Here is a 22,900-nt window from a genome sequence, read left to right as displayed (position 1 = left end):
TGAACCGTCCCGGGTTTCTTGCCGCTCCTACGCTTGCAACATCTCCGGGCGGAGTGCCGATTCTTGACTGTAGTAGACCTCCTCGAACTCTTCTGGTGTGAGGTAGTCGAGGGTGCTGTGGAGTCGGCGTTGGTTGAACCAGTCGACCCACCCCATCGTAGCAAACTCGACATCGTCGATGGTCTTCATCGGCCCGTTCAGGAACGGGCTCCGCTTCGATACCGCCTCGGTCTTGAATAACCCAATTGTGCTCTCCGCCAACGCATTGTCGTAGGCATCTCCGACACTTCCGATCGATGCCGCAATGCCCTCGAGCACAAGCGTTTCCGCGAACGCGATCGAGGTGTATTGGCTGCCGGCGTCGCTGTGATGAATGAGGCCGGGTCCGACGCGGTGTCCACCGTGATCTCGTCGCCACAGCGCCATCTTCAACGCGGTGGTGACCATAGTGGTGTCTTTGACCGTCGAGGCGTGCCAACCGACGATCGCTCGGGAGAAGCAGTCGATGACGAACGCGACGTAGACGAACCCCGCCCACGTCCTGGTGTACGTGAAGTCGGTGACCCACTTCCGATTCGGGGCCTCGGAAGTGAAATCACGGTCGAGCAGGTCAGGGGCCCGTGTGGAATTCTTACCGCCCTGAATCGTGGTGCGGTGCCGCCTGCCTCGGACAACGCCGGACATACCCTCGTCGCCCATCAGTCGGTCGACTGTGCAGGCAGCCGCGCTATGGCCCTTCCTGCGCAGGTGGCGATACATCTTGCGGCGGCCGTAGAGCTCTTCAGGTTCGCCGACCGTGTCGCGGAGCGCGGCGGTGAGGTACGCATCGGAGATCGTGCGGGCCGATGGTGGTGCGCTCTTCCAGTTGCGGTACGTGCGTGGGGCGACCTGCACGCCGTGCTCGGTGAGCACGCGGCAGATCGACTCGACCCGGTAGTTCTGTGCACGCATCTGATCGATGAACTGGACTATCTGCGGCGGCGAGGGTCGAGCTCCCTCGCGAAGAAAATCGATGCCGACTTCAGAATTTCGTTGGCTTCCTTGAGATCTCGGTTCTCACGCTCGAGTTCCTTGATTCGCTGTTGCTCCTCGGTCGTTGCACCGGGAGTTTGGTTGGCATCGATCTGAGCTTGGCGTGTCCAGAGCCGGAGTGACTCCGCGCCGACACCCAGTTTCGGTCCGATTGCCTTGCATGCGCCGTAGACGGAGTTGTACTCGTGGAGGTGGTCGAGGACCATCTTCACCGCACGCTCACGTTGCTCGGCCGGGTAACGCTTCGACATGTGCTTCATCCTTCACAAAGAACGAAGCGGCATCAAACCCGGGACGGTTCACTCTACCTCCCGAATCTGTAGGCGCAACGCTCCGACGTAGACGTGATGCCTCTCGGCGCATGCCAGCCCTCGATTGCGGATGCCGAGACGAGCATCGCTGCGAAGACGACTACGACCCAGCCGACCGCACCATGATCCTCGACGGCTTCGGAATGTTGAAGCGCCTCGAATACCGCGACGAGCTGTTCCTACGCCGATGACGACCCGTGATCCGTTCTACTTTGAATGGACCGCTGGCGCGATCGCTTTTATTGCATCGCGCAGGCATCCCAGCTACATCCCAGCCGATCATTCGCCACGCACAACTCAAGCCCCGAATGCTCTGGTGTCTGACCTGGGTTGGCGACGCGTGCGACGCAATGCCCGCCTGTCAATCATGCGATCAGGCAATCCTGGCGCACTGCCCGATGAAGCCAAAGCCGACGTTCGCGAACTGTGGAAACACAATCCAACCCTGGCAATGCGCATTGCCCGACATAACGGTTGGATCTCCACTCCCGCTTCACTCCCCAGCGCTGCCTGACCGACCGAAAGACTACGCAAGACTATGCATACCCACTCGAACACCGCAGAAGACCTTGACCGCCAATGGATCGACAATGTCGAGGTGGTTCCGTTCCCCCGCGCGGCGACACCTGAACCAGTGTTTCCCGTTTCCCACCCCCCTATCCGGGAAACGGGAAACACTGAAACTGAACGCGACCTCTACACCGACATCGCAGCCCTACTCGACGGCACAATCCCTGAACCGCCCGCACCGGAGATACTCCAACGCAGCGACGGACACGCACTCTTCTACACAGGACAAGTCAATCTCGTCTTCGGAGATCCAGAGTCCGGGAAGACATGGGTGGCACTCGCCGCCGGTGCCGAGGTGCTCTCATGAAGCTCGCAGTCATCGACTTGGACCACAACGGACCAGCAGCCACCACAGGCCGACTCCTCAGCCTCGGAGCGAAACCAGACAACCTCCGCTCCAGAGATCACTTCCGCTACGTCGAACCCGAAGATGGATCGCACCTAGTCCACGTCGTCAAAGACCTCATTGAATGGCAACCCGATGTCGTTGTGGTCGACAGTCTCGGAGAGCTACTCCCCCTCTTCGGATCCAGCTCCAACAGCGCCGACGACTTCACTTCAGTCCACTCTCGCGTACTGAAGCCGCTCGCAGCATGCGGTGCAGCCGTCATCCTCATCGACCACCTAGCCAAGGGCACCGACTCCAGAGCATCCGGCCCCGGAGGTACCGCAGCGAAAAGACGCGCCATCGGTGGAGTCTCAATCCGAGTCGCAGTGAATGTCGCATTCACCCCAGGATCCGGCGGTAGCGCATGGTTGACCATAAACAAAGACCGTCACGGCGGTCTACGCCAGCACTGCCCCACAGGCGACCGTGAACCGACAGCAGGCCTCTTCCGTCTCCGACAAATCTCGGATACACGCATGGTGTACGAAGTGAAGGCACCAGACGCAGGAGACAACCGGGCACCGACCGAAGTTACTGTCCCCTCCGCAGACATCGAAGCCATTGCGGCACTGGTCCCGCCACCGACAAGCCAACGAGACGCACGCGAACGGCTCAAATGGCGCACCGAACGCACGAGCCACGCAATGAAAGCTTGGAAAGAAAAACAAGCACACGAGCTTGAAAATGGAGTGTTTCCCGTTTCCCACATAGGGGGTCCGGAAACGGGAAACACCCCAGAACGCCACCTCAGAGGACTACCCGCGTGAACACGACTCATCCGAAGACACCAGCACAGATCGCAATCAGCCGCGCACAGAATGAAGCCGACCGTGAGCGAAGGTTACGCATCCGCGCAGAACAAGAGCTATCACTACTCCGAGCATCCCTGAACATCACACCGGACCGACAGGACCAGCCAGCATGAGCGAGGAAATCGATCGGTATGTAGCCCGCCTACTGGCCACCGCGCCACCCTGTCCAACTGAGCGCCTAATTCGCGTGGCATCCCGACTCGGCGTGACCACCAATGCAGAGCACATCGCCACCGTCACCCCAATCAGGACACCCCGACAAGGCGAGCGGCACCAGCAAGCCGCCTAGACAGCCACCGCATCCAACACAGACGCACCCAAAGGGGCTGGCCCACACCCAAGGTAGGGCCAGCCCCCCACACACGCCCAAGAGGCACCATGAACACAACACCCCAAGCACCACCAAATCCGGATTCGCCCCATAAAAAGGAATCGAGAGCGGAATCCATCGCTGACGATGTGAAGCGGCTACACGATTCAGGCATGAGCCGGAACGAGATAGCCGAGCATCTGAAAGCCGGCAAGCAGACAGTGACTGACGCCGGCAAGCTCCGCAACCTGACCTTCGACGGTGCCGCGATGGCTCACGCAACCGCAGTTGCGAAGCTGTCCAACGAGCAGCGCCTCGAAACCCTGCACGAGGCCTTCCTGAAAGTCGCAGGTCTAGGGCTGGCGAAGGTTGCACGCGCGCTCCCAGACCTTGAGGTGAAGACCGCCGCCGACTCATTCCACGTCGCCCGCGTCTCAGCGATCTTTCTTGATAAGGCGATGGTCATTCGCAACGATCACCGGCTGAATGACGGCGTCACAATCTCCGACGTAAAGGCATACCTCGACGAGAAACGTGGGGCCGGCCGCGGTGCATCCGTCTCCGAGGCACAGCAATACATGCAGTACATCCTCACCGGCGGAGAGCACGAGGACAACGAATCTCCACGCGCATACGTCATCCCCGACGACAACGATGAATAGGAACACCACCATGACTGACCGTGAACCATCCCCCGTGCAGTTGCCCGACCTCGACGGTGCCGGCATCACCTCCCTGCTCGACGAACGCCTACACCGAGCCCGCGCAGTCAGATACGACCAGCGCGCCCGCGTGAAGAAAGCCAAAGCAGAAGTCAAACGTGCGCACGCCGAACTGGACCATGCCACACGTGAACGGGACACAGCAGAAGCTGACTACGTGCTACTGATCGACCGCCAAAAGTGGGAAACACAGATCGCAGCAGTCGGTGGTACCGCAAAGAATTAAGGCAGATGCTCGGTGCACCCCGCGGCGATGCCCGTAGCAACGATATTGCTGGTGAACTCGCTCGGATGATCATCGCCGCTGAGCCGGACATCTGCTAACTGGGAACGACGAAAACGACAGAAGATCATTCATACAAATGAACCGGACAACAATATGACCACCACTCTCATCGGTAAAGAGGCGGGAGCAGTATCCGCCCACCTCGTCATCCTCATTCGCAGCGGGCAGCTCGAAGAAGCCCAGAAGGTAATCAACACCCTCGGGTACAGCAATCTCCGCGCAGTTCTCATTGAATCGCTGGTGTCACAGAACGTCATAGCCGGCGAGATGCAAGCCAAAGTCACGCAGCTACAGAAGAATTGCTTGACCATCCTCAGCACCTATGCCATGCAGCGTCAAGCGGCGCTACACGACAAGTAGCAAACCCCACAGCGCCACCCAACCCCGTACATCACCCGATGTGCGGGGTTTTTCTATACCCAACAACACTTTTGGAGGCCCACAGTGGCACTCGACACCGGCACCATCTACACACGACTCGAACTCGACGACACCCGCTTCACCCAAGGACTAGCAACCGCAGAACGAAACGCCCGCGGACTATCCACACAATTCGATCGAACCTCCCAATCCGTACGCAACTCCCTCCGCGACCCCACCACACAACTAGACCGCCTCGGCACCAACGCCCGCAACGCCGGACAAGACGTCCGAAGGCTCGACGAAGTACCCAGCGGCCTCGGATCCTCCGCACGGCGCGCCGCCGAAGAAGTCGACGGAATCAGCGGCGCGGCAGAACGTGCAGCAGGCGGCCTCAGCTCCCTCGGTGGCGGACTCTCCGAACGCGCAGGATCCTCCATGGGCGGCGGCATCCTCACCGGCCTATCGTCCAAACTAGGAGATCTCGGCAGCAAAGGCGGACCCATAGCCGGAGCGTTAGCCGGAGTCGCAGTCATCGGGCTAGCAGCAGGAGCCGTCCTCGCCGATGCGATCGCAGACGGAATGCAGCAACAAGCCGTCCTCGACAAAGTACAAGCCCAGCTCGACATCCCCCAAGATGTAGCCCGATCGATCGGAGCCGCTGCAGGTAACTCCTACTCGGCAGGGTGGGGAGAATCCGTCGAAGCGAACGTCGACGGTATCCGCGCCGCCATCCAAGCAGGACTGGTACCCCGCGACGCCGACACTGGCGCATTCCAAAGCACCATCGACCAACTCAACATCGTGTCGGATCTGATGGGTGAGGAAGTCCCCAAGGTTGCGCAGGCAGCAGGGCAAGCCGTCAAAAACGGGTTGGCCGCAAATGCCACCGAAGCGATGGACATCCTCTACCAAGGCCAAGTTAACAACCTCAATGTCAGTGAGGATTTGGCAGATTCGTTCGTCGAATACTCCACCCAGCTACGCGCACTCGGCCTCGAAGGCGCGGAAGGCTGGGCCTTGGTCTCTCAAGGTGCCAATAACGGTGCTCGTGACACCGATGTCGTAATTGACGCCCTGAAGGAACTGAAACTACGGGCCGCTGACGGCACCGCAGCCGCAGCGGAAGGCTTCGACAAACTCGGAGTCTCAGCAGAGGACTACCGCTCCGCAATGGTTCGCGGCGACGAGTCATCGCGCGACATGATGGCCACCGTTCTACGGAACCTCCAGCAAATCCAAGACCCGCAGGACAAGTACAACGCCTCGCTTGCCCTGTACGGCACCAAGTTCGAAGACATTCAGGCCGCAGCAGATCACATGAACCTCGACACTGCGATGGCCCAGTTCGGCCAGGTGGAAGGTTCGGTCAAAAAAGCCGGCGACACCATGGCCCAATCCGGTGCAGCATCCTTCGAATCCGCAGCACGATCAATCGAGACCAGCGCCGACGACATCAAGCTAGCCCTAGCCGATGCATTCGGCCCCGAACTCGCCAACCTCGCAGACTGGGTCACAGCAAACAAGGGTGAACTGATCGGCCTGTTTACCGCCCTCGCGACAGGCGCACTCGACTGCGGAATCGCCCTCGCCCAATTCTCGGCAGACACCCTCCGCGTCATGGCCAACCTGTCGGAGGGCACAGGCCGCGCACTCGGCTTCATCGTTGGCGGCATGGGCGAAGTCGTTTCCCTCGCAGGATCCCTCGCATCAGCTCTCGGCATGGACGATGTCGCATCGAAGCTGCAAGGCGTCGGTGAAGCCATGCAAGGATTCCAGCAGTCCACCGCGGCAGGTGCCGACACGATGCGCGGCATGGCCGACACTATCGACGGATCGATACCCGGCCTGCAAAACCTCCGCAATGGTGTGTTCAACGCCGGCACCGAGGCCGCGAACTCCACGCGGCTGATGCAGGCACTCGGTGACGCTGTCATAACCGATGTACCCGATTCGAAAACGATCATGGTTTCCGATAACAGTCCCGAGACGATCGAACGTCTGCGGAACCTTGGATTGAAGGTCGAGCAAACACCCAACGGCATACGAGTCACCGCTGAAACCGTTGAAGCCGAAACCATCATCGCTGATTTCCTCGCCCGTGAGCGGCGCATGACAGTCGTCGTCGACACCGCGCGCACCGCGCAGGCCGAACGCGATTTCCGGCGTACAGGCGGTGACATGCCGATGCAAGGCCCCGTCGCCCCAGTGTTCGCCACACCGTCAGGAAGCAACCCCGCCACAGGAGGGTTCGGCGGCGGAGGCGGCTCATTCGCGGACGGTGGAGCTATCCGCGGGGCAGGTGGTCCACGTGACGATGTCATCCCACTGTGGGGTAGTAACGGCGAACACATGCTCGACGCTGGCGATGTCTCGAAGCTCGGCGGTCAGGCAGGTGTCTACCGTTTCCGTGCAGCGTTGGACCGCGGCGATGTAGGCGCGTTCGCAGACGGTGGCGCGATAGGCGACAAAGATGCGGCCCTGTCCTACGCAAGCAGCAAGAACGGCATGGCCTACGAATACGGCAAGCTGGACTGCTCGGGCTACTGGTCCGGTATCTACAACGCCTACACCGGCAAGGATGTCCGCTTCACCACCGACTCCGACTTCGCAGCCCTCGGTTTCGTCCCCGGATACGACGACGGTGGATTCAACATCGGCACCAACGGCGGATCGGGAATGAACGGCCATATGGCGGGTGACCTGTTCGGTACACCCGCCGAATCCGGCTCTGACGGAATCGTGTTCGGTGCAGGTGCGCAGTCAGCGCAGGACTTCCCGATGGTGTGGCATCTCCCGCGCGGGGATGATGGATCCGAGAACCTCGGTTCCGGCACGGCAGGCGGGGCTACAGCGGCTGGTGGAGACACAACCGGAGCAGGTGCAGCAGGTAGCGCAACAGGCGGCGACGTACGCAACGTGTACGTCACGAACTGGCCGGCATCGCTGGCGAGCGCCGCAAGCGGCAGCGCACCAACTGCATCGGGCGGATCAGGTGGCGGATCACCTCAAGGCGGCGGCACAGCGGGCCAGCTAGGCGGGATCCTCGGTGACCTGGCAGCGGCGGCTACATCGTTCGCGGACAGTGAACCGACCGGGCTCGCATCGCTGGCGAACGGCGCATACACACCGAAACTGCGAACCTTCCTCGGCGGTGTCGAAGAGGACGACCCGATGCTGCGGAGTTTCCTCGGGCAGCCCATCGCACCGACAGACACTGTCCCCGCCATGCTCGAACCAGGCGAAATGGTCATCCCGAAAGACATCGTCGACCAACACGGCGGTCTACTCGACATGATCCGCAGAAACGCTGTCGGCTCGTATGCAGACGGTGGCACTGTCGGGTTCTTCGGACCCTCTGACCGTTCCTACGAATCGGGTGGTTCGAAGCACGCCGAGTCGGTGCACTCGTGGGCGGCAGCACAGTCGGACTCTGACGCTGTCGGCTCCGGCAAGCCGTTGACGGTACTTCGGAACGCATCGAAGGAAGATGTCGCGAACGAGAACCTGTACCGCGGCATTGTCGGCGGCATAGGGGCAGTATCGGCCATCAGTGACCTTGCAGAAAGCCTGCTTGGTGGCGGCATCATCGGGCTTACGAAGGACTCCATCGAGCAGCTCGCGTCGGCGCTAGCGGAGAAGAACGCGGAGCTGGTCGCTCAACTCCCGACAGGCGACACGATCGATACACAGATCCAAGGCGACGTCGTACAAGGCGGCGGTTCTGACCCGTCGAGCATCATCTCGGACGCCTTCAAAAGGTTCAGCGTCTACTAACGTCCTGGGGTCGGACACTGCGACGACAATAGAACAATGGAAGCCGACATACGTTCTCGTGCAGCAGTTCTCATCGCCAATACCCCGCGGCAGATATGGGAGCTGCAGCAACACGTAGCGCCCTCGCATCGCAGAGGTGAAGCGGGGTCGGGAGGTGGGCAGCATGTCAAACCCACCTCCCGACCGCCCCTCTCGGTCGACCCTATCGACGCGATACTGGACGAGCAGCGCGAACTGATTCGGTGGAGCGGTTACTACGGGTGCACCCGAGGCACTGTCGTTCAGCGGGTCCGTCACTTGCTCGATGCTGAGATGCCGGATTGGGATTGCGAGAACCTTGTTGAGGCGTGGGGTCCGATCCGTAGCCGTATCGAGAATCGTTGGCCAACAGATTCGTACGAACCCCAGTGGATCAGCGAACGATCTGCAATCGAGTTCGTTGGGCGTAACAAGCGGACGTTGCGTCGGTGGCGCGCGTCCAGCCCACAGATCGGGCGAGTTGGGCCGCTAGGGCTGGAATACGACAAGGACAGCTTGACGAAGGTGTGGCACCAGCAGATGAGAAAAGCGGAGAACAGCCTGCCTACTGCGAGATCGATGCGCAGGTCAGCGTAGCGTGTCCACCCCCTCTGTAGAATGAAGACTAGAGGTTTGTTCGGGAGGTATTCCGAAGTATCGCAACCATTCACCCTAGCCGTGGCACACCAACGTGTCGCGGTTTTTTCATGCCCACTCACGACACATGGAGGTCGAAGCCGTGCTCGTCACCGTTACCGACGCCGCAGACAAGCTCGGCGTCAATCACCAATTCGTCCGCAAGCTCATCAAGTCCGGGGAGCTTCCCGCTATCCACCTGAACGCCCGCGCTGTCCGGGTTCGGTCCGAGGATCTGGACGCGTGGATCGCTGGACGCGAGAGCCGGGGTGTGGCATGACCGACACGCTCGAAGACATCCTCGACGAATCATTCACAGCCATCTCGTCACTGGTCGCAGCAGAGTCCGCCAACGATCAACCAGCGAAGTTCTCGGCACTCCTACGCTACCGGCAAGCCGACGCGCAGCTATGCAAATGGTACGACACCACCTACGGCGCAATCGATCCCAAGGCTTAACACATGGACACCGAGCAGCAGAGCGAACCCACACAGGCCGACCGCATCGACGCACTACGCGCCGAGTACCGCGAACGCCGCTACCCCACACTGAACCCCCAGAAGGAATCACAATGAGCACCGAGGCAACAGCCGAAAACACGACCGTCCACCTGACCGCCGAAGAACACTTAGCGGACCTGCAAGCGCGAGCATTGAACGGTGAACCTGTCGAAGCATCCGCCCTCGCTGAGGCACGCGCAGCCGTCGAACTCGATGGACTCAAGGCCGAGGGCCAGTCGCGCCGCGATCGTCAGGCAGCAGAGCATGCAGCGTTGCAGGCGCAGGCCGACGCGAAGGCCAAGGCTGCGACGATCGTTGCCGAAGCCAGCGCAGGTCAAGCGCTGAAAGCGTTCGATGGTGCGGTAGCTGCACTCGAGAAGCTGTACGCCGCGGTGGAGAACTGCAACGACGCCATCCAATCAGTCGCTGGCGTCTTCGATGAGGCAGGCGTCCGGTGCCAGTCCAGTTCAGCCGGCGAACGCCAGCGTGACCCGGACAATCACCTGGTCGATCCGCAGAACCACGCAGTAGCCGACCTCATAGGCGGCGGTACCTACGTCTCAGTGAAGGTCGACGGCAAGACGTACGGCAGACTCCGCACCTCCGAATGGGTCGGTCACGCCCTCGACCAGGTAGCGAAGCGGCACGACGGCCTGCCGATCCCGTACGCCCCAGCAATCCAGTCACGGCTAGGGCTTTCACGTCCGTCCAATGCTGAACTGGCTGAGCATCTTTCGGCATGATCCCAGTCTTCGGTTAGCCGTGTTTCACGTCAGACATGCGCACGGCTAACCGAACCTCACCATCAGCCCCGGCACCCTGTGTGGGAGTGCCGGGGTTGACGTCTTTCTGAAGGCAGGCATTCATGTCCGACGACATCGCCACAATGGATGCGACCGCCCGACGAGTCGCGGACATATACGCCGACGCCGAGAGCCATCTCATCGGTAGGGCAGCCGCAGCGGTCAAGCGTGGCTTGGGGCATGCGGACGATCCGAAGGTGATCGCCGAAGCGAAAATGGGCCGCGAAGAACCACTCCACCGAGCACTGCTCAACGAGATGACAGCACTCAAGGATGACGCCCGCAAGACCGCTACCGCACTGGATGAGTGGTCGAAGACTGCCCTGCCGAACACTGTCCGCGAGGGTGCAGACTTGGGTTCGAGATCGGTCGGTCGATCCCTCGCACCATTGAACCCGGGAATGAACATCAGCTCCCGTCGCGCCGTGAACACGCACGCCGTCGAAGCACTCTCACGTGAACTTTACGTCAAGTCGAATGCATTGCACCGCAACATCATTCGCAACATCGAAGACGACTACCGCACCGTCGTTTCTGACATCGTAGGCCGCGCCGTAACCGGATCGGCGACCCGCGAAGAGGCAGCCCAATTCGCTCTGAACAAGTTCGCAGAGCAGGGCGTCCGGGGCTTCACAGACAAGGCGGGCAGGCAGTGGAACATCTCGTCGTATGTCGAGATGGCGACCCGTTCGGCGACCATGCGAGCGCTGACCGAAGGTACTGTCGCACGCCTGGCAGAGAAGGGCCTCGACTTCCTACGCGTCTCCACACACAAGAATTGCGCGCCGCAGTGTGAACCGTTTCAAGGGAAGATTCTCTCGGCGTCGGGTGACTACATCGGGAAGGTCACTGCCGAGTCGGAACTCGACGGCTCCGACACCGTGTTCCATGTCGTGAACTCCCTCGAAGGGGCGAAGGCCCGCGGATTCCAGCACCCCGGATGCCGGCACACGGTGTCTGCGTACATCCCCGGTACCCGACAGACCACCCCGCAAGTTCAGGTGGACCCTGAGGGGTACAGGAACACGCAGGAACTCCGTAGGCTCGAACGTGAGGTACGCAAGGCGCGCCGTGAAGAGGCAGCCGCACTCGGGCCTGGTGATGCAGCAGCGGCGAAACGCAAGATCGCTGAGGGCCGTAAGCGTATTGCGGAGCACGTCGACGCGACTGGTGTTGTGCGTGAGCCCAAACGCGAACGTATTAGTGGTGTGTTCGGGCGCGGTGATTCGAAGAAGGCTCCCGCGAGTCTCCCCAAGATCTCACCCGCGAAACCGAACACTCCGTCGATCTTCACCGAAGACGAAGGCCGCCGCGGTGGCCACGCGATCTGGCATGACTACGCAGACAAGCTCGACGCACCGACCGCCGACGATGTCCGCAAGTACACAGGGACAGGCTTTAAGACGATCAATGGTCCGTTGCGTATCGACGCCGACCTCACTGCCGAAGCACGCGCTACGGCACGCAGCCTGGACCGTGCCATAGAGGATGCGCCACGCGTACCAGAAGCTATCCGGGTGTCCCGCGACGTCGGCGCATCTGTGTACGGCCTGACCGGGGGCAGTGACATCACCACACTGGTCGGGCAGTCGTTCCGCGACGAAGGTTTCATGTCGACAGCGATGCGGTCGGCGCTACCAGCGGACGGACTGGGCACGTTGGTTAACGAGCTGGTGGAGTTGCGTCTCGACGTACCAGAGGGCACCAAGGCCCTATATGTGTCCTCGCATCCGAAGGGGCAGCGGGGTCTCGGCGCATACGGTCCCGAAGAGAACGAACTGATCCTCGGTCGCGGTGTCGGATACGAAATCTACGACTCGTTCATCGAGGACGGTAAACGGGTACTTCTCGCTAGGATCACGTCACAGCAACCATCGAAGGGTGTGCTTTAGGCATGGGTAGTTTGTCCGATCCGAATGATGTGGGCGCGGCGGCGATCGGTGACACTCGGTTCTATGGCGGTGAGCGGGTCGGCCCCGGCAGGTGGGCGATTCTCGACGGCCTCGGCATCTTGTGGACCGATGATCGTGACGGTGTGCAGTTGTCGTACGTCGACGGTTCTGACCGCGATGCCGCGAACGGGTTACGTCGTGCGCTCACTGATGCGTGCAGGCGTGGCGAGTCTGCCACTGCCGCCTTCGATGCGACTGTCCGCGAACACGGCAACCCCGAGGTGGAGATAGGCGACCTCAAGACTCTTCTGAATTACTGATTCTGAATTGAATGTTCACGGTCTCGGGATCGAATTTTCGTAGCCCACGTTCGCCCTTTCTTATAGTCACTATCACTAGGTCGTTGATGATGGAACCGCGTACGTCCGGGGTGAGCTGGTCCCAGCGTTCCTGAATATCGTCACGTGACATTGCGAGGTCAAGCATCGGTGAACTACCCCGATACTGAGATAGCTTCGCATCGATCGCAGCGATTTGTGCCCGGACCTCCGCCGTGCCATCTTTGAACTGCTCGGCGCTGATGTCATCGCTCGCGAACATCAGCGTGTACTTCTTCAACTTGCCCTGTAAGCCGTCACGTTTACGTTGCTCCGCAGGAAAATCGACAGTCTCGACAGATAGCTTCTGCAACGCCTTAGCGCTACTGAGCCACCCGAGCACAGCCTTGGTCACCACCTCGTCGACAGCCTCACCCTGCCTCGACAGGTGGGTCGACTTGGTGCAGCGATAGTGCAGGCCGCTCGACTTTTTCACCACACCGTCTTTGTCGGGTCTCGACTCGTGCGGGGTTCCATGCATCATCGTCATCGGCGCACCGCAAACACCGCACCGATACACACCCGAGCCTTGGTAGCGGCGTTCGTAGCTGGCACGGTTCGATCTAGTGGGATCTGCAAGAAACCCAGTGACAGCGTGGTGGGTATCGACGTCGATCACTGTCGGCCAGTTCCCGGTACCAACTACTTTGCCGTTGTACTCCTGCAATCCTGCGTACCGCGGATTCGACAGGAGGCGACGAATACCCGTCGCGTTCCATCCCTTCGCTACACCGGTTGTCGTGATCCCACGTTCGTTCCAATCGCGAGCGATGGCCCTCAAGCTGACCCCGCGCAGTAGGTCGTCGGCAGCAGTTCGGAGCGCATCCGCTTCGGTCTCCACAAGCGCGGAACCGTCTTGCAGGTATCCGAAGGGGCGGCGTCTGGCACGCCACTTGCCGTCCATCGCGGCCTGTTCGTGCGCCCGTTTCATGCGCTTACGTGCGTGGTCCACCTCATGCCGTGCCACCGCGCCGGCAATGCGGGCCATCATCTGCCCCTGCGGGGTATCTAGGTCGACTTGGCCTGCTTGCACGGTGTGGACCATGACGCCGCCTAGCTCGCAGGCGGTAATGAACTGTTCTAGCTGTGATGGGTGGCGGGTGATTCGGTCACTGTGCCAGGCAACGATTACGTCGAAGTCTTTCCGCTGGATCGCTGCGAGCATCCGTTCGTATTCGGGTCTGTACTTGTTTCCGTATGCGGATAGGTCGTTGTCTGAGAAGGTGGCGACGACTTCGAAGCCTCGTTCGGCTGCCAACTTTTCGCAGTCTTCGAGCTGCCTTGCGATACCGAGCCCGGATCCTTCACGGTCGCGTGACATGCGGCAATAGATGGCAGCTCTCATGGTGTGAGTCTAGTTCATTCGGTTGGGGTTGACACTTTTAAGGCTTCTACAGGCCGACCGAATGATCGAGATCTCGGCTACTGCTGCCACGCGTTCGGACTCGGTTCGCGTCCGAGCCACCGAAAGTGGAATCCCGACCGAAATTCACGCCGATCAGCGCGAATTACAATACGGTGGAACAGAATTGGCCCGAACGATACTGCAGTTATGCACGCGTGCAACCGAACTCGCGCAAGCAGAGCGCCGGGCCCTTCTCGAAAACGACGGTATGGAGGCCCACATTCTCGATCGCCTCGGGCTGCCGAAGGCATCGACGGTAGCCGCCGAAGATAATCGGCGACTGGATGTAGAACCTGCACCTACGAGCTGGCTGAGGTCGGTATGACCGAGAAAGCCGTCGAAGCACTCGTGGCCCGAGCCGACCTCGCCCTGGACACCATGCACCTCGTCTCGGACGGGCTCGCACGCCTGCGTATCACCAGGCATTCGGTAGATGGACTGGTCGGTGTGACGGTCGACAGCACCGGGGCGATGGTGGGCCTGGAATTGGCAGAGGATCTCTCTCGCCAGTCCGCACCAAAACTCACCGAGACCATCACCGAAGTCGCCGCGGCGGCTGCTCGCGACGCACTCGACCAGCGTCGGCGGATCCTCGAACAGATGCGAAGCTCGCTATCGGCGACCTGAGATAGGCTTCCGGCCATGGCTGGCGACATCATCCCGATCGAACTCCGACTCACCCGCGGCGACTTCGTCACCCTCTGGGCTCCGGAGTGGCACGAAGGAGACGATGAGTGGGAGGCATTCCTCGGACACGACGAAGACCTCTACGGATTCGAGGCCGTCGCGCACCTCGCTGCGTTCATCAGAAACGACAGCGACAACGACCTCGTCGATCACCCCTCGTGGACCGTGGTCTCGGCTCTCGCAGCCAATGAACTCGAACCCGACGATCTTCACCGTTTCGACCTCGTCGGTGTTCCCGAACTGGTCGCCGAGGATCCCGACTCCGATGTCCTCGGCGAGCTCGCGGCAACGTTCGAAATGGTCCAGACCCTCGGTGATGTCTGTGAACTGAACACGGTCACCGCATTTTTCGCCGGCAACCCACATCTGGGATCAGTGGGAATGGGCGTGGAGGCATACCTGGGCAAGGACGGTCAGGACCTCTGGGATCGGATCGGCACCTCGATCGCGAAGAGTTGGGGTGCGGTGATCGACGCCATCGACTCGGTCGTGACGACACCCGATGTCGACAGCGCGGCCGTCGACGTGGCCGAAGCGGAACTGCTCGCGGCCGCGGAGAACATCGTCGACGTAGACGATGTATCGAACGACGAAGAATCCGATGACGACGATGACGATGACGATGAGACCGACGACGAAACTCCGGATCCCATCGCTGACGCAGCCGCAGAGGAGAGCTTCTGGACCACTGTCGGCATCGACCCGATCCGGATCATCACCTCGGACGAAACGCTGTACACCCTGCGCTGCTACATCGACGACGATCCCATCTTCCTCGGCCGCGCCGGCGCCATCACCGTCTTCGGATCCGAACGCGCACTGGCTCGCTACCTCGCCGACGACCATGACCACGAACTGGCAAAGGTGAGTACATACGCCGAAGTACAGATCGCCGCCGTGGACGGATCGCTCCGTATCGAGGTGACCGACGAGAACGTGTACGTCCTTCCCGGACTGGCGGACGATCTGGCCGACGGGCCCACGGCCGTCGACGCGGATCAGCTCGATCTCGCCGTGGAGTTGTTCACCGACGCGGCCGACTTCGCGGAGGACGATTCCGTCGAAACGGCGCTGGCGAGATCCACCCCGTTGGGCTGGTTCGTGTCCTACACGCTCGAGCCCGATCCGAACAGGCTCGCGCCCAGTGCCCCGTTCCATGTCGAGTCGGAGGCGTGGCGTGAACTCGAGCGCGAGTTCGAGGGGCGCCTACGCAAGGAGTGAGGTTCCGCTAGCCGATCAAGACTGCGTAACCGGGCTTGACGATGTCGTCGATGATCTCGAGACGCTCGTCGAACGGAATGAATGCCGACTTCATGGCATTGATGGTGAAGCGCTCGAGATCGGTCCAGCCGTAGCCGAACGTGGTGACGAGCTTGTGCATTTCACGGCTCATCGAGGTGTCGCTCATGAGCCGATTGTCGGTGTTCACCGTGACACGGAACCGCAGTCTGGCAAGCAGGTCGAACGGATGCTTCTGCAGGCTTTCCACGGCTCCGGTCTGCACGTTCGAACTCGGACACAATTCGAGTGGCATCCGCGTATCCCGAACGTAGGCGGCGAGTAGCCCGAGTGACGCCGTGCCGTCGGGCGCGACGGTGATGTCGTCGGTTATCCGGACACCGTGACCGAGCCGATCCGTGCCGCAGAATGCGACAGCCTCTTGAATGGACGGCAGACCGAAGGCCTCGCCGGCATGAATTGTGAAGTGCGCGTTGGCTGCTCGCATATACTCGAACGCGGCAAGGTGGCGACTCGGAGGGAACCCTGCCTCGGCACCGGCGATGTCGAAGCCGACGACGCCGCGGTCACGGTCACGGAACCGTACGGCCAGTTCGGCGATCTCCCGCGAGCGCGCGGCATGCCGCATGGCGGTGAGCAGACACCCCACCCGAATTCGCTTGCCTTTCACTTGCGCTGCAGATTCTCCGGCACGAAAGCCCGCGAGGACGTGTTCGACGACTTCGTCCAGCGAGAGCCCCCGCTCGAGATGTTGTTCGGGTGCGAATCGAACCTCGGCATAGACGACCGAGTCCTCGGCCAGATCCTCGGCGCATTCCTGGGCTACCCGCGAAAGACCCTCGGGTGTCTGCATCACCGCAACGGTGTGGGCAAAAGTCTCCAGATACCGCTCGAGGGAACCACTGTCGGCGGCATTGCGAAACCACTCCCCCAGCGCCGCGCCGTCGGTCGCGGGAAGATCGTCGTATCCGCACTGATCGGCGAGTTCGAGAACCGTCTGCGGGCGCAATCCACCATCGAGATGATCGTGCAGCAGCGCTTTCGGAGCGGTCTTGATGGAATTGGAGTCGAGCGGCATCGCGCCGCCGGAAGGTGTCGAAAAAATCTCGGCGGTGCTCATACCGTGAACGGTAGCCCGCCTAGGCCGAGCTGTCCTGGGCTCGACCTACCGTCCGACGCGATCGAGCACGATCGGCGATATGCCGGGCGCGGAGTCACCGATGCTCCAGGCTGCATCGATAGCCTCGGTCGCATAGTCGAATTTCTCCGGCGTGTCGGTATAGAGCGTGGCGAGCTGCTGGCCGGCGACAACTCGATCCCCCGGCTTGGCATGCAGGCGTACCCCCGCACCGGCCTGAACGGGCTCGCCCTGGCGCTCACGTCCGGCACCCAATCTCCAGGCCGCGACGCCCACCGCCATGGCGTCGAGTTCGGTGATGAAACCGTCCTGCTCGGCCGTGACGGTCCGAGATTCCTTCGCTACTGGAAGGGGCGCATCCGGATCGCCACCCTGGGCGGCCACCATCGCTCGCCACCGATCCATCGCGGAGCCGTCGGCAAGCTTGTCCGCGGGGTCGATTCCCTCGATGCCGGCCACGGTCAGCATGGTTCGAGCCAGCGTGATCGTCAGCTCGACGATGTCCGCGGGCCCGCCGCCGCTCAGCACCTCGAGCGATTCCTCGACTTCGAGAGCATTGCCCGCAGTCATCCCCAGCGGGGCATCCATCGCGGTGAGAAGTGCGACCGTGCGCACCCCGGCATCGGAGCCGAGAGCAACCATGGCCGTAGCGAGTTCACGAGCATCGTCGATGTTCTTCATGAAGGCCCCTGCCCCGACCTTGACGTCGAGCACCAGCCCGCTGGTTCCCTCGGCGATCTTCTTGCTCATGATCGAGCTGGCGATCAGGGGAATGGATTCGACAGTTCCGGTGACGTCGCGAAGTGCGTAGAGCCTCTTGTCCGCGGGTGCCAGGTCTGCGCCCGCTGCGCACACCACCGCGCCCACAGCCGAATCGGACAGAATCGAGTGGATTTCCTCTGCGCTCAGGTCGGCGCGCCACCCGGCGATGGACTCGAGCTTGTCGAGTGTGCCGCCGGTATGTCCGAGTCCCCGACCGGACAGCTGCGGCACCGCCGCTCCACATGCGGCGACGAGCGGAGCCAACGGCAGGGTGATCTTGTCGCCGACGCCTCCGGTCGAGTGCTTGTCGACGGTCGGTCGAGCGATATCGGAGAAGTCCATCCTGCCGCCCGAGTCGATCATCGCGGCCGTCCAGTCGCTCAGCTCTCTCCGGTCGAGACCGCGCCAGACAATCGCCATCGCGAGTGCGGACATCTGCTCGTCGGCGACGGTGCCGCGAGTGAACCCGTCGATGACCCAGTCGATCTGCCGCTTGGTCAGTATGTGCCCGTCGCGCTTGGCGGCGATGATCGATACGGCGTCAGACATGCTCGCTCTCCCGTCCGGCTGCGAGATCATCGGGGCCGAATGCGGAGGGCAGTAGATCGCCCAGCGGCACAGGGCCGGCGTCGGTGTCGACGATCAACTGCGCGCCACCGAACTCGAACAGAAGTTGCCTACATCGGCCGCACGGCATCAGCTTTGCGCCGCGACTGTCACAGCAGGTGAAGGCGATCAGACGTCCGCCGCCGGTGGAATGCAAGTTCGAGACCAGCCCGCACTCTGCGCACAGGCCCAAACCATATGAGACATTCTCCACATTGCATCCCGTCACGATTCGGTCATCGTCTACGAGCGCGGCCGCACCCACGGGGTAGTTCGAATACGGTGCATAGGCCTGCCTCATTACTCGATGAGCTTTGTCTCGCAACGTTTTCCAGTCAATTTCCGGCATACCTGCAATCAAATCACGAACACCCATCGTGCGCAGCCTCGCTACTGAACCGATCATGTAAAATTGGGAAGGCATACCTAACAAAGATTTTGGGGTCGGTACGAACCTCGAGTCGAATTAGTTCCGTGTTTCCAAGGGGATTACAGTTCGAAGACGGAGGCTCTTCCCTAACCGTTGAGCCGGAGTAAGACAAATCGAGCCGGCCACAGTCCGGGGCCCAGGCTCGATGCGTCCATCAATGACGTTGGAGGCATTGCACTCGATGAGTAGCACGACGGAAGCCGCTCCGGCCAAGGAGCGAAAGCGGTCGCTGTACCGCGGTGATCCGGGAATGTGGTCCTGGGTCCTACACCGAATCACGGGCGTGTTGACGTTCTTCTTCTTGTTCGTCCACGTCTTGGACACGGCAATGGTTCGTGTCAACCCCGAAACGTACGACGCGATCATCGACACCTACAAGACGCCACTCGTGGGGTTGATGGAGCTCGGTCTCGTCGCTGCGGTGCTCTATCACGCACTCAACGGCATCCGCGTCATGCTGGTGGACTTCTGGTCCAAGGGACCGAGGTACCAGAAGTTGATGTTGTGGGTCATCGCCGCGGTATGGATCGTGGTCATGGTTCCGGGGGCAGGCAGAATCTTCTACAACATGTTCACAGCGAGCGGGCACTGATGGCAATGACACACGGACCCGAGGCCAAGTCCCTCGGCAAGATCTACGACCGTCCGGCAAGTCTGGACAACCCACGTTCCCCGCGCCGTAAGTCGAGGAGCAACTTCGAGCTCTACGCGTGGCTGTTCATGCGCTTCTCAGGGTTGGCGCTCGTCGTCCTCGTCCTGGGCCACATGTTCATCATGCTGATGCTCGACGAGGGTGTGCACCGCATCAACTTCGCATTCGTAGCGGGCCGCTGGTCGAGCCCGTTCTGGCAGTTCTGGGACCTCTCCATGCTCTGGCTTGCTCAGTTGCATGGCGGCAACGGTCTGCGGACGATCATCGCGGACTATTCACGCAAGGATTCGACGCGATTCTGGCTGACGACACTGCTCGTGCTGTCCATGATTCTCATCATGGGACTGGGTACGTACGTCATCTTCACCTTCGATCCGAACATTTCGGCGAGCTAAGGGAACTGAAGCATTCATGCAGGAATATCGTTATGACGTGCTCATCGTCGGCGCCGGTGGCGCAGGCATGCGAGCGGCCATCGAGGCCGGGCCCCGCGCCCGCACCGCAGTTCTGACCAAGCTCTACCCCACTCGTTCGCATACCGGCGCAGCTCAGGGCGGAATGTGCGCGGCGCTGGCCAATGTCGAGGAAGACAACTGGGAGTGGCACACGTTCGACACCGTCAAGGGTGGCGACTATCTCGCCGACCAGGACGCCGTGGAGATCATGGCCAAGGAAGCGATCGACGCCGTTCTCGACCTCGAGAAGATGGGCCTGCCGTTCAACCGCACGCCCGAGGGCAAGATCGACCAGCGTCGCTTCGGTGGCCACACCCGTGACCATGGCAAGGCGCCCGTTCGTCGCGCGTGTTACGCCGCCGACCGCACCGGGCACATGATCCTGCAGACGCTCTACCAGAACTGCGTCAAGCACGACGTCGAGTTCTTCAACGAGTTCTACGCGCTCGATCTGTGCCTCACCGAGACCGAAGACGGCCCGGTAGCTACCGGCATCATCGCGTACGAACTGGCGACCGGTGAGCTGCACATCTTCCACGCCAAGTCGATCATCTTCGCAACCGGCGGCTCGGGACGTATGTACAAGACGACGTCGAACGCCCACACCCTCACCGGTGACGGCATGGGCATCGTCTTCCGTAAGGGCCTCCCGCTCGAAGACATGGAGTTCCACCAGTTCCATCCGACAGGCCTTGCCGGTCTTGGGATCCTGATCTCCGAAGCCGTTCGTGGTGAGGGAGGCATCCTTCGTAACGAATCCGGCGAGCGCTTCATGGAGCGCTATGCCCCGACCATCAAGGATCTCGCCCCCCGCGACATCGTTGCGCGGTCGATGGTTCTCGAAGTTCTCGAAGGGCGTGGCGGCGGTCCCAACAAGGACTACGTCTACATCGATGTCACGCACATCCCAGAAGAAGTTCTGGACGAGAAGCTCCCCGACATCATGGAGTTCTCCCGCACCTATCTCGGTGTGGATCCGGTCAAGGAGCCCGTGCCGGTCTACCCGACGTGCCACTACGTCATGGGCGGTATCCCCACCAAGATCAACGGTGAGGTGCTGCGCAACAACGACGACATCGTGCACGGCCTGTACGCGGCCGGCGAGTGTGCATGTGTTTCGGTACACGGCGCCAACCGCCTCGGCACCAACTCGCTTCTGGACATCAACGTCTTCGGTCGTCGCGCCGGAATCGCCGCAGCGCTGCACGCCAACTCGGTCGACTTCACGCCTCTTCCCGAAGAGCCGGCGAAGATGGTCCAAGATTGGCTCGCACTCGTGTTGTCCGATCACGGTCACGAGCGTGCGGCCGATATCCGGACCGAACTGCAGCAGTCGATGGACAACAACGCCTCGGTATTCCGTACCGAGGAGCGACTCGAGACTGCACTGAAGGATGTTCGCGCCCTCAAGGAGCGTTACAACCACATCACAGTGCAGGACAAGGGAGCTCGGTACAACAGTGACCTCCTCGAGGCAGTCGAACTCGGCTTCCTGCTCGAAATGGCGGAGGTCACCGTCGTCGGTGCACTCAACCGCAAGGAGTCACGTGGCGGACACGCTCGTGAGGACTACCCGGACCGCAACGACGCGGAATACATGAAGCACACCATGGCCTACAAGCAAGGCGAAGGTCTGCTGACCGACATCCGTCTGGACTACAAGCCGGTAGTGCAGACCCGCTACGAGCCGATGGAGCGGAAGTACTGATATGAGCGCCCCCACTCTCGACAAGGCAGACCAGTCCTCGCAACCGCCCGTTCCCAACGGCGCGGTCATGGTGACTCTCAAGATCGCCCGCTTCAATCCGGAGAGCGGCGACGGACAGCGCTGGGACAGCTTTCAGGTCCCGACGTTGCCGACCGACCGCCTGCTGAACCTGTTGATGTACGTCAAGGGTTACCTCGACGGCACGCTGACCTTCCGCCGCTCCTGCGCCCACGGCGTGTGCGGTAGTGACGCGATGCGCATCAACGGAGTCAACCGTCTCGCCTGCAAGGTGCTGATGCGCGACATGCTTCCGAAGGATTCGTCGAAGTCGCTGACCATCACGATCGAGCCCATCAAGGGTCTTCCGGTCGAGAAGGATCTGATCGTCGACATGGAGCCGTTCTTCGACGCGTTCCGTGCCGTCAAGCCGTTCTTGATGACCACGGGCAACGAGCCGACGCGTGAGCGGATCCAGTCCGCCGCCGACCGCGCTCGGTTCGACGACACCACCAAGTGCATCCTGTGCGCTTGCTGCACGACCTCGTGCCCCGTGTTCTGGAGCGACGGCAGCTACTTCGGACCCGCCGCCATCGTCAACGCTCACCGGTTCATCTTCGACAGCCGCGACGAAGGTGCATCCGAGCGTCTGGACATCCTCAACGATGTCGAAGGCGTGTGGCGTTGCCGCACCACCTTCAACTGCACCGATGCCTGCCCTCGCGGCATTCAGGTGACAAAGGCGATCCAGGAAGTCAAGCGGGCTCTGCTCTTCGCTCGCTAGTTCGTGCAACCGCGTGAAAGGCGCATTCATACGATTCGATCGTATGAATGCGCCTTTCACGCGTCAGGTGGCGTTGCACCCCGTATTACACCGATAGTCGCCTCTCGGTCACTGCACGCGATTATCGTGCGGCACCGCACCGAACGCACCCGAGATCTTCGATACGTGTTTTGGGAACACCGCGCGGACTGCACTCACGTGCCGAAGGGGGCGAGCCACAACTTCTTGACGATGCGGCTCAC

23 protein-coding genes are annotated in these 22,900 nt (G+C 61.3%); 18 read left to right on the top strand and 5 right to left on the bottom strand.

The features are described from left to right. Positions 1 to 27: 27 nt before the first annotated feature. Positions 28 to 1,283, bottom strand: a protein-coding gene (locus tag BJD99_RS20550; RefSeq protein WP_143542010.1) for an IS3 family transposase whose coding sequence is annotated in 2 segments (ribosomal slippage) — positions 28 to 1,010 and positions 1,010 to 1,283 — 1,257 coding nt in all. Because the reading frame shifts where the segments join, the coding sequence is not laid out codon by codon here. A gap of 110 nt (positions 1,284 to 1,393) precedes the next feature. On the opposite strand from BJD99_RS20550, the gene BJD99_RS21070 reads away from it, so the two are divergent. From BJD99_RS21070 to BJD99_RS20490, 12 genes are all read left to right on the top strand, one after another. Next, positions 1,394 to 1,534, top strand: coding sequence for a hypothetical protein (locus tag BJD99_RS21070; protein ID WP_179142455.1), 141 nt, complete (start codon positions 1,394 to 1,396; stop codon positions 1,532 to 1,534). Positions 1,535 to 1,881: 347 nt separating this feature from the next. Then, a complete protein-coding gene (locus BJD99_RS20545) occupies positions 1,882 to 2,220 on the top strand; it encodes a hypothetical protein (RefSeq protein ID WP_084349059.1) in 339 nt (112 codons plus the stop codon). Continuing rightward, complete coding sequence (locus BJD99_RS20540; protein ID WP_084349058.1) at positions 2,217 to 3,068, top strand: hypothetical protein; 852 nt, start codon at positions 2,217 to 2,219, stop codon at positions 3,066 to 3,068. The genes BJD99_RS20545 and BJD99_RS20540 overlap by 4 nt, the downstream gene beginning before the upstream one ends. Positions 3,069 to 3,491: 423 nt before the next feature. Continuing rightward, on the top strand, positions 3,492 to 4,085 hold the full coding sequence (locus tag BJD99_RS20535; protein WP_179142454.1) for a hypothetical protein: 594 nt from the start codon (positions 3,492 to 3,494) through the stop codon (positions 4,083 to 4,085). 10 nt (positions 4,086 to 4,095) lie between these two features. Beyond that, a complete protein-coding gene (locus BJD99_RS20530) occupies positions 4,096 to 4,371 on the top strand; it encodes a hypothetical protein (RefSeq protein WP_084349056.1) in 276 nt (91 codons plus the stop codon). 153 nt (positions 4,372 to 4,524) lie between these two features. Continuing rightward, positions 4,525 to 4,791 carry a hypothetical protein gene (locus BJD99_RS20525; RefSeq protein ID WP_084349055.1) on the top strand — a complete coding sequence of 89 codons (267 nt, stop codon included), beginning with the start codon at positions 4,525 to 4,527 and terminating at the stop codon, positions 4,789 to 4,791. An 84-nt stretch (positions 4,792 to 4,875) separates the two neighbouring features. Next, complete coding sequence (locus tag BJD99_RS20520; protein ID WP_084349054.1) at positions 4,876 to 8,568, top strand: phage tail tape measure protein; 3,693 nt, start codon at positions 4,876 to 4,878, stop codon at positions 8,566 to 8,568. Between the two features lie 742 nt (positions 8,569 to 9,310). Continuing rightward, entirely contained in the window at positions 9,311 to 9,502 is a 192-nt protein-coding gene (locus tag BJD99_RS20510) for an AlpA family transcriptional regulator (protein ID WP_084349052.1), read from the top strand. Continuing rightward, positions 9,499 to 9,681 (top strand): hypothetical protein, encoded by a 183-nt coding sequence (locus BJD99_RS20505; protein WP_084349051.1) that lies wholly within the window; start codon positions 9,499 to 9,501, stop codon positions 9,679 to 9,681. The genes BJD99_RS20510 and BJD99_RS20505 overlap by 4 nt, the downstream gene beginning before the upstream one ends. Before the next feature lie 113 nt (positions 9,682 to 9,794). Continuing rightward, a complete protein-coding gene (locus BJD99_RS20500; RefSeq protein WP_084349050.1) occupies positions 9,795 to 10,466 on the top strand; it encodes a hypothetical protein in 672 nt (223 codons plus the stop codon). A 122-nt stretch (positions 10,467 to 10,588) separates the two neighbouring features. Next, positions 10,589 to 12,418 carry a phage minor capsid protein gene (locus BJD99_RS20495; protein ID WP_084349049.1) on the top strand — a complete coding sequence of 610 codons (1,830 nt, stop codon included), beginning with the start codon at positions 10,589 to 10,591 and terminating at the stop codon, positions 12,416 to 12,418. A 2-nt stretch (positions 12,419 to 12,420) separates the two neighbouring features. Next, complete coding sequence (locus tag BJD99_RS20490; RefSeq protein WP_084349048.1) at positions 12,421 to 12,738, top strand: hypothetical protein; 318 nt, start codon at positions 12,421 to 12,423, stop codon at positions 12,736 to 12,738. Here the strand turns inward: BJD99_RS20490 and BJD99_RS20485 are convergent. Beyond that, on the bottom strand, positions 12,716 to 14,140 hold the full coding sequence (locus BJD99_RS20485) for a recombinase family protein (RefSeq protein ID WP_084349047.1): 1,425 nt from the start codon (positions 14,138 to 14,140) through the stop codon (positions 12,716 to 12,718). The genes BJD99_RS20490 and BJD99_RS20485 overlap by 23 nt on opposite strands. Before the next feature lie 381 nt (positions 14,141 to 14,521). Between BJD99_RS20485 and BJD99_RS20475 the strand changes: the two genes are divergently transcribed. Next, on the top strand, positions 14,522 to 14,827 hold the full coding sequence (locus BJD99_RS20475; RefSeq protein ID WP_256895972.1) for a YbaB/EbfC family nucleoid-associated protein: 306 nt from the start codon (positions 14,522 to 14,524) through the stop codon (positions 14,825 to 14,827). Positions 14,828 to 14,842: 15 nt separating this feature from the next. Then, complete coding sequence (locus tag BJD99_RS20470; RefSeq protein ID WP_084349044.1) at positions 14,843 to 16,108, top strand: primosomal protein; 1,266 nt, start codon at positions 14,843 to 14,845, stop codon at positions 16,106 to 16,108. A 7-nt stretch (positions 16,109 to 16,115) separates the two neighbouring features. Here BJD99_RS20470 and BJD99_RS20465 read toward each other — a convergent pair whose 3' ends face one another. The 3 genes from BJD99_RS20465 to BJD99_RS20455 form a co-directional block, all read right to left on the bottom strand. Then, the gene (locus BJD99_RS20465; protein WP_373270571.1) at positions 16,116 to 17,204 is read right to left on the bottom strand and encodes an adenosine deaminase; all 1,089 of its coding nucleotides are present in this window, start codon (positions 17,202 to 17,204) and stop codon (positions 16,116 to 16,118) included. 87 nt (positions 17,205 to 17,291) lie between these two features. After that, complete coding sequence (locus BJD99_RS20460) at positions 17,292 to 18,575, bottom strand: thymidine phosphorylase (RefSeq protein WP_084349042.1); 1,284 nt, start codon at positions 18,573 to 18,575, stop codon at positions 17,292 to 17,294. Then, on the bottom strand, positions 18,568 to 18,981 hold the full coding sequence (locus BJD99_RS20455; RefSeq protein WP_084349065.1) for a cytidine deaminase: 414 nt from the start codon (positions 18,979 to 18,981) through the stop codon (positions 18,568 to 18,570). The genes BJD99_RS20460 and BJD99_RS20455 overlap by 8 nt, the downstream gene beginning before the upstream one ends. 262 nt (positions 18,982 to 19,243) lie before the next feature. Here BJD99_RS20455 and sdhC point away from each other — a divergent pair, with 262 nt between their 5' ends. The 4 genes from sdhC to BJD99_RS20435 are packed head-to-tail and all read left to right on the top strand — an operon-like array spanning position 19,244 to position 22,658. Continuing rightward, on the top strand, positions 19,244 to 19,654 hold the full coding sequence (gene sdhC / locus BJD99_RS20450) for a succinate dehydrogenase, cytochrome b556 subunit (RefSeq protein ID WP_084349064.1): 411 nt from the start codon (positions 19,244 to 19,246) through the stop codon (positions 19,652 to 19,654). Beyond that, a complete protein-coding gene (locus BJD99_RS20445) occupies positions 19,654 to 20,109 on the top strand; it encodes a succinate dehydrogenase hydrophobic membrane anchor subunit (RefSeq protein WP_084349041.1) in 456 nt (151 codons plus the stop codon). Before sdhC ends, BJD99_RS20445 begins: the two co-directional genes overlap by 1 nt. A 16-nt stretch (positions 20,110 to 20,125) precedes the next feature. Then, on the top strand, positions 20,126 to 21,877 hold the full coding sequence (gene sdhA, locus BJD99_RS20440; RefSeq protein WP_084349040.1) for a succinate dehydrogenase flavoprotein subunit: 1,752 nt from the start codon (positions 20,126 to 20,128) through the stop codon (positions 21,875 to 21,877). Between the two features lies 1 nt (position 21,878). Then, positions 21,879 to 22,658 carry a succinate dehydrogenase iron-sulfur subunit gene (locus BJD99_RS20435; RefSeq protein WP_084349039.1) on the top strand — a complete coding sequence of 260 codons (780 nt, stop codon included), beginning with the start codon at positions 21,879 to 21,881 and terminating at the stop codon, positions 22,656 to 22,658. The last annotated feature ends 242 nt before the right edge of the window (positions 22,659 to 22,900 follow it).

Source organism: Rhodococcus sp. 1163, from assembly GCF_002091985.1.
In the GTDB taxonomy this organism is placed as follows: domain Bacteria; phylum Actinomycetota; class Actinomycetes; order Mycobacteriales; family Mycobacteriaceae; genus Rhodococcoides.
Note: the sequence above shows the minus strand (reverse complement) of the source record. Positions and strands in the feature narration are given on the sequence as shown.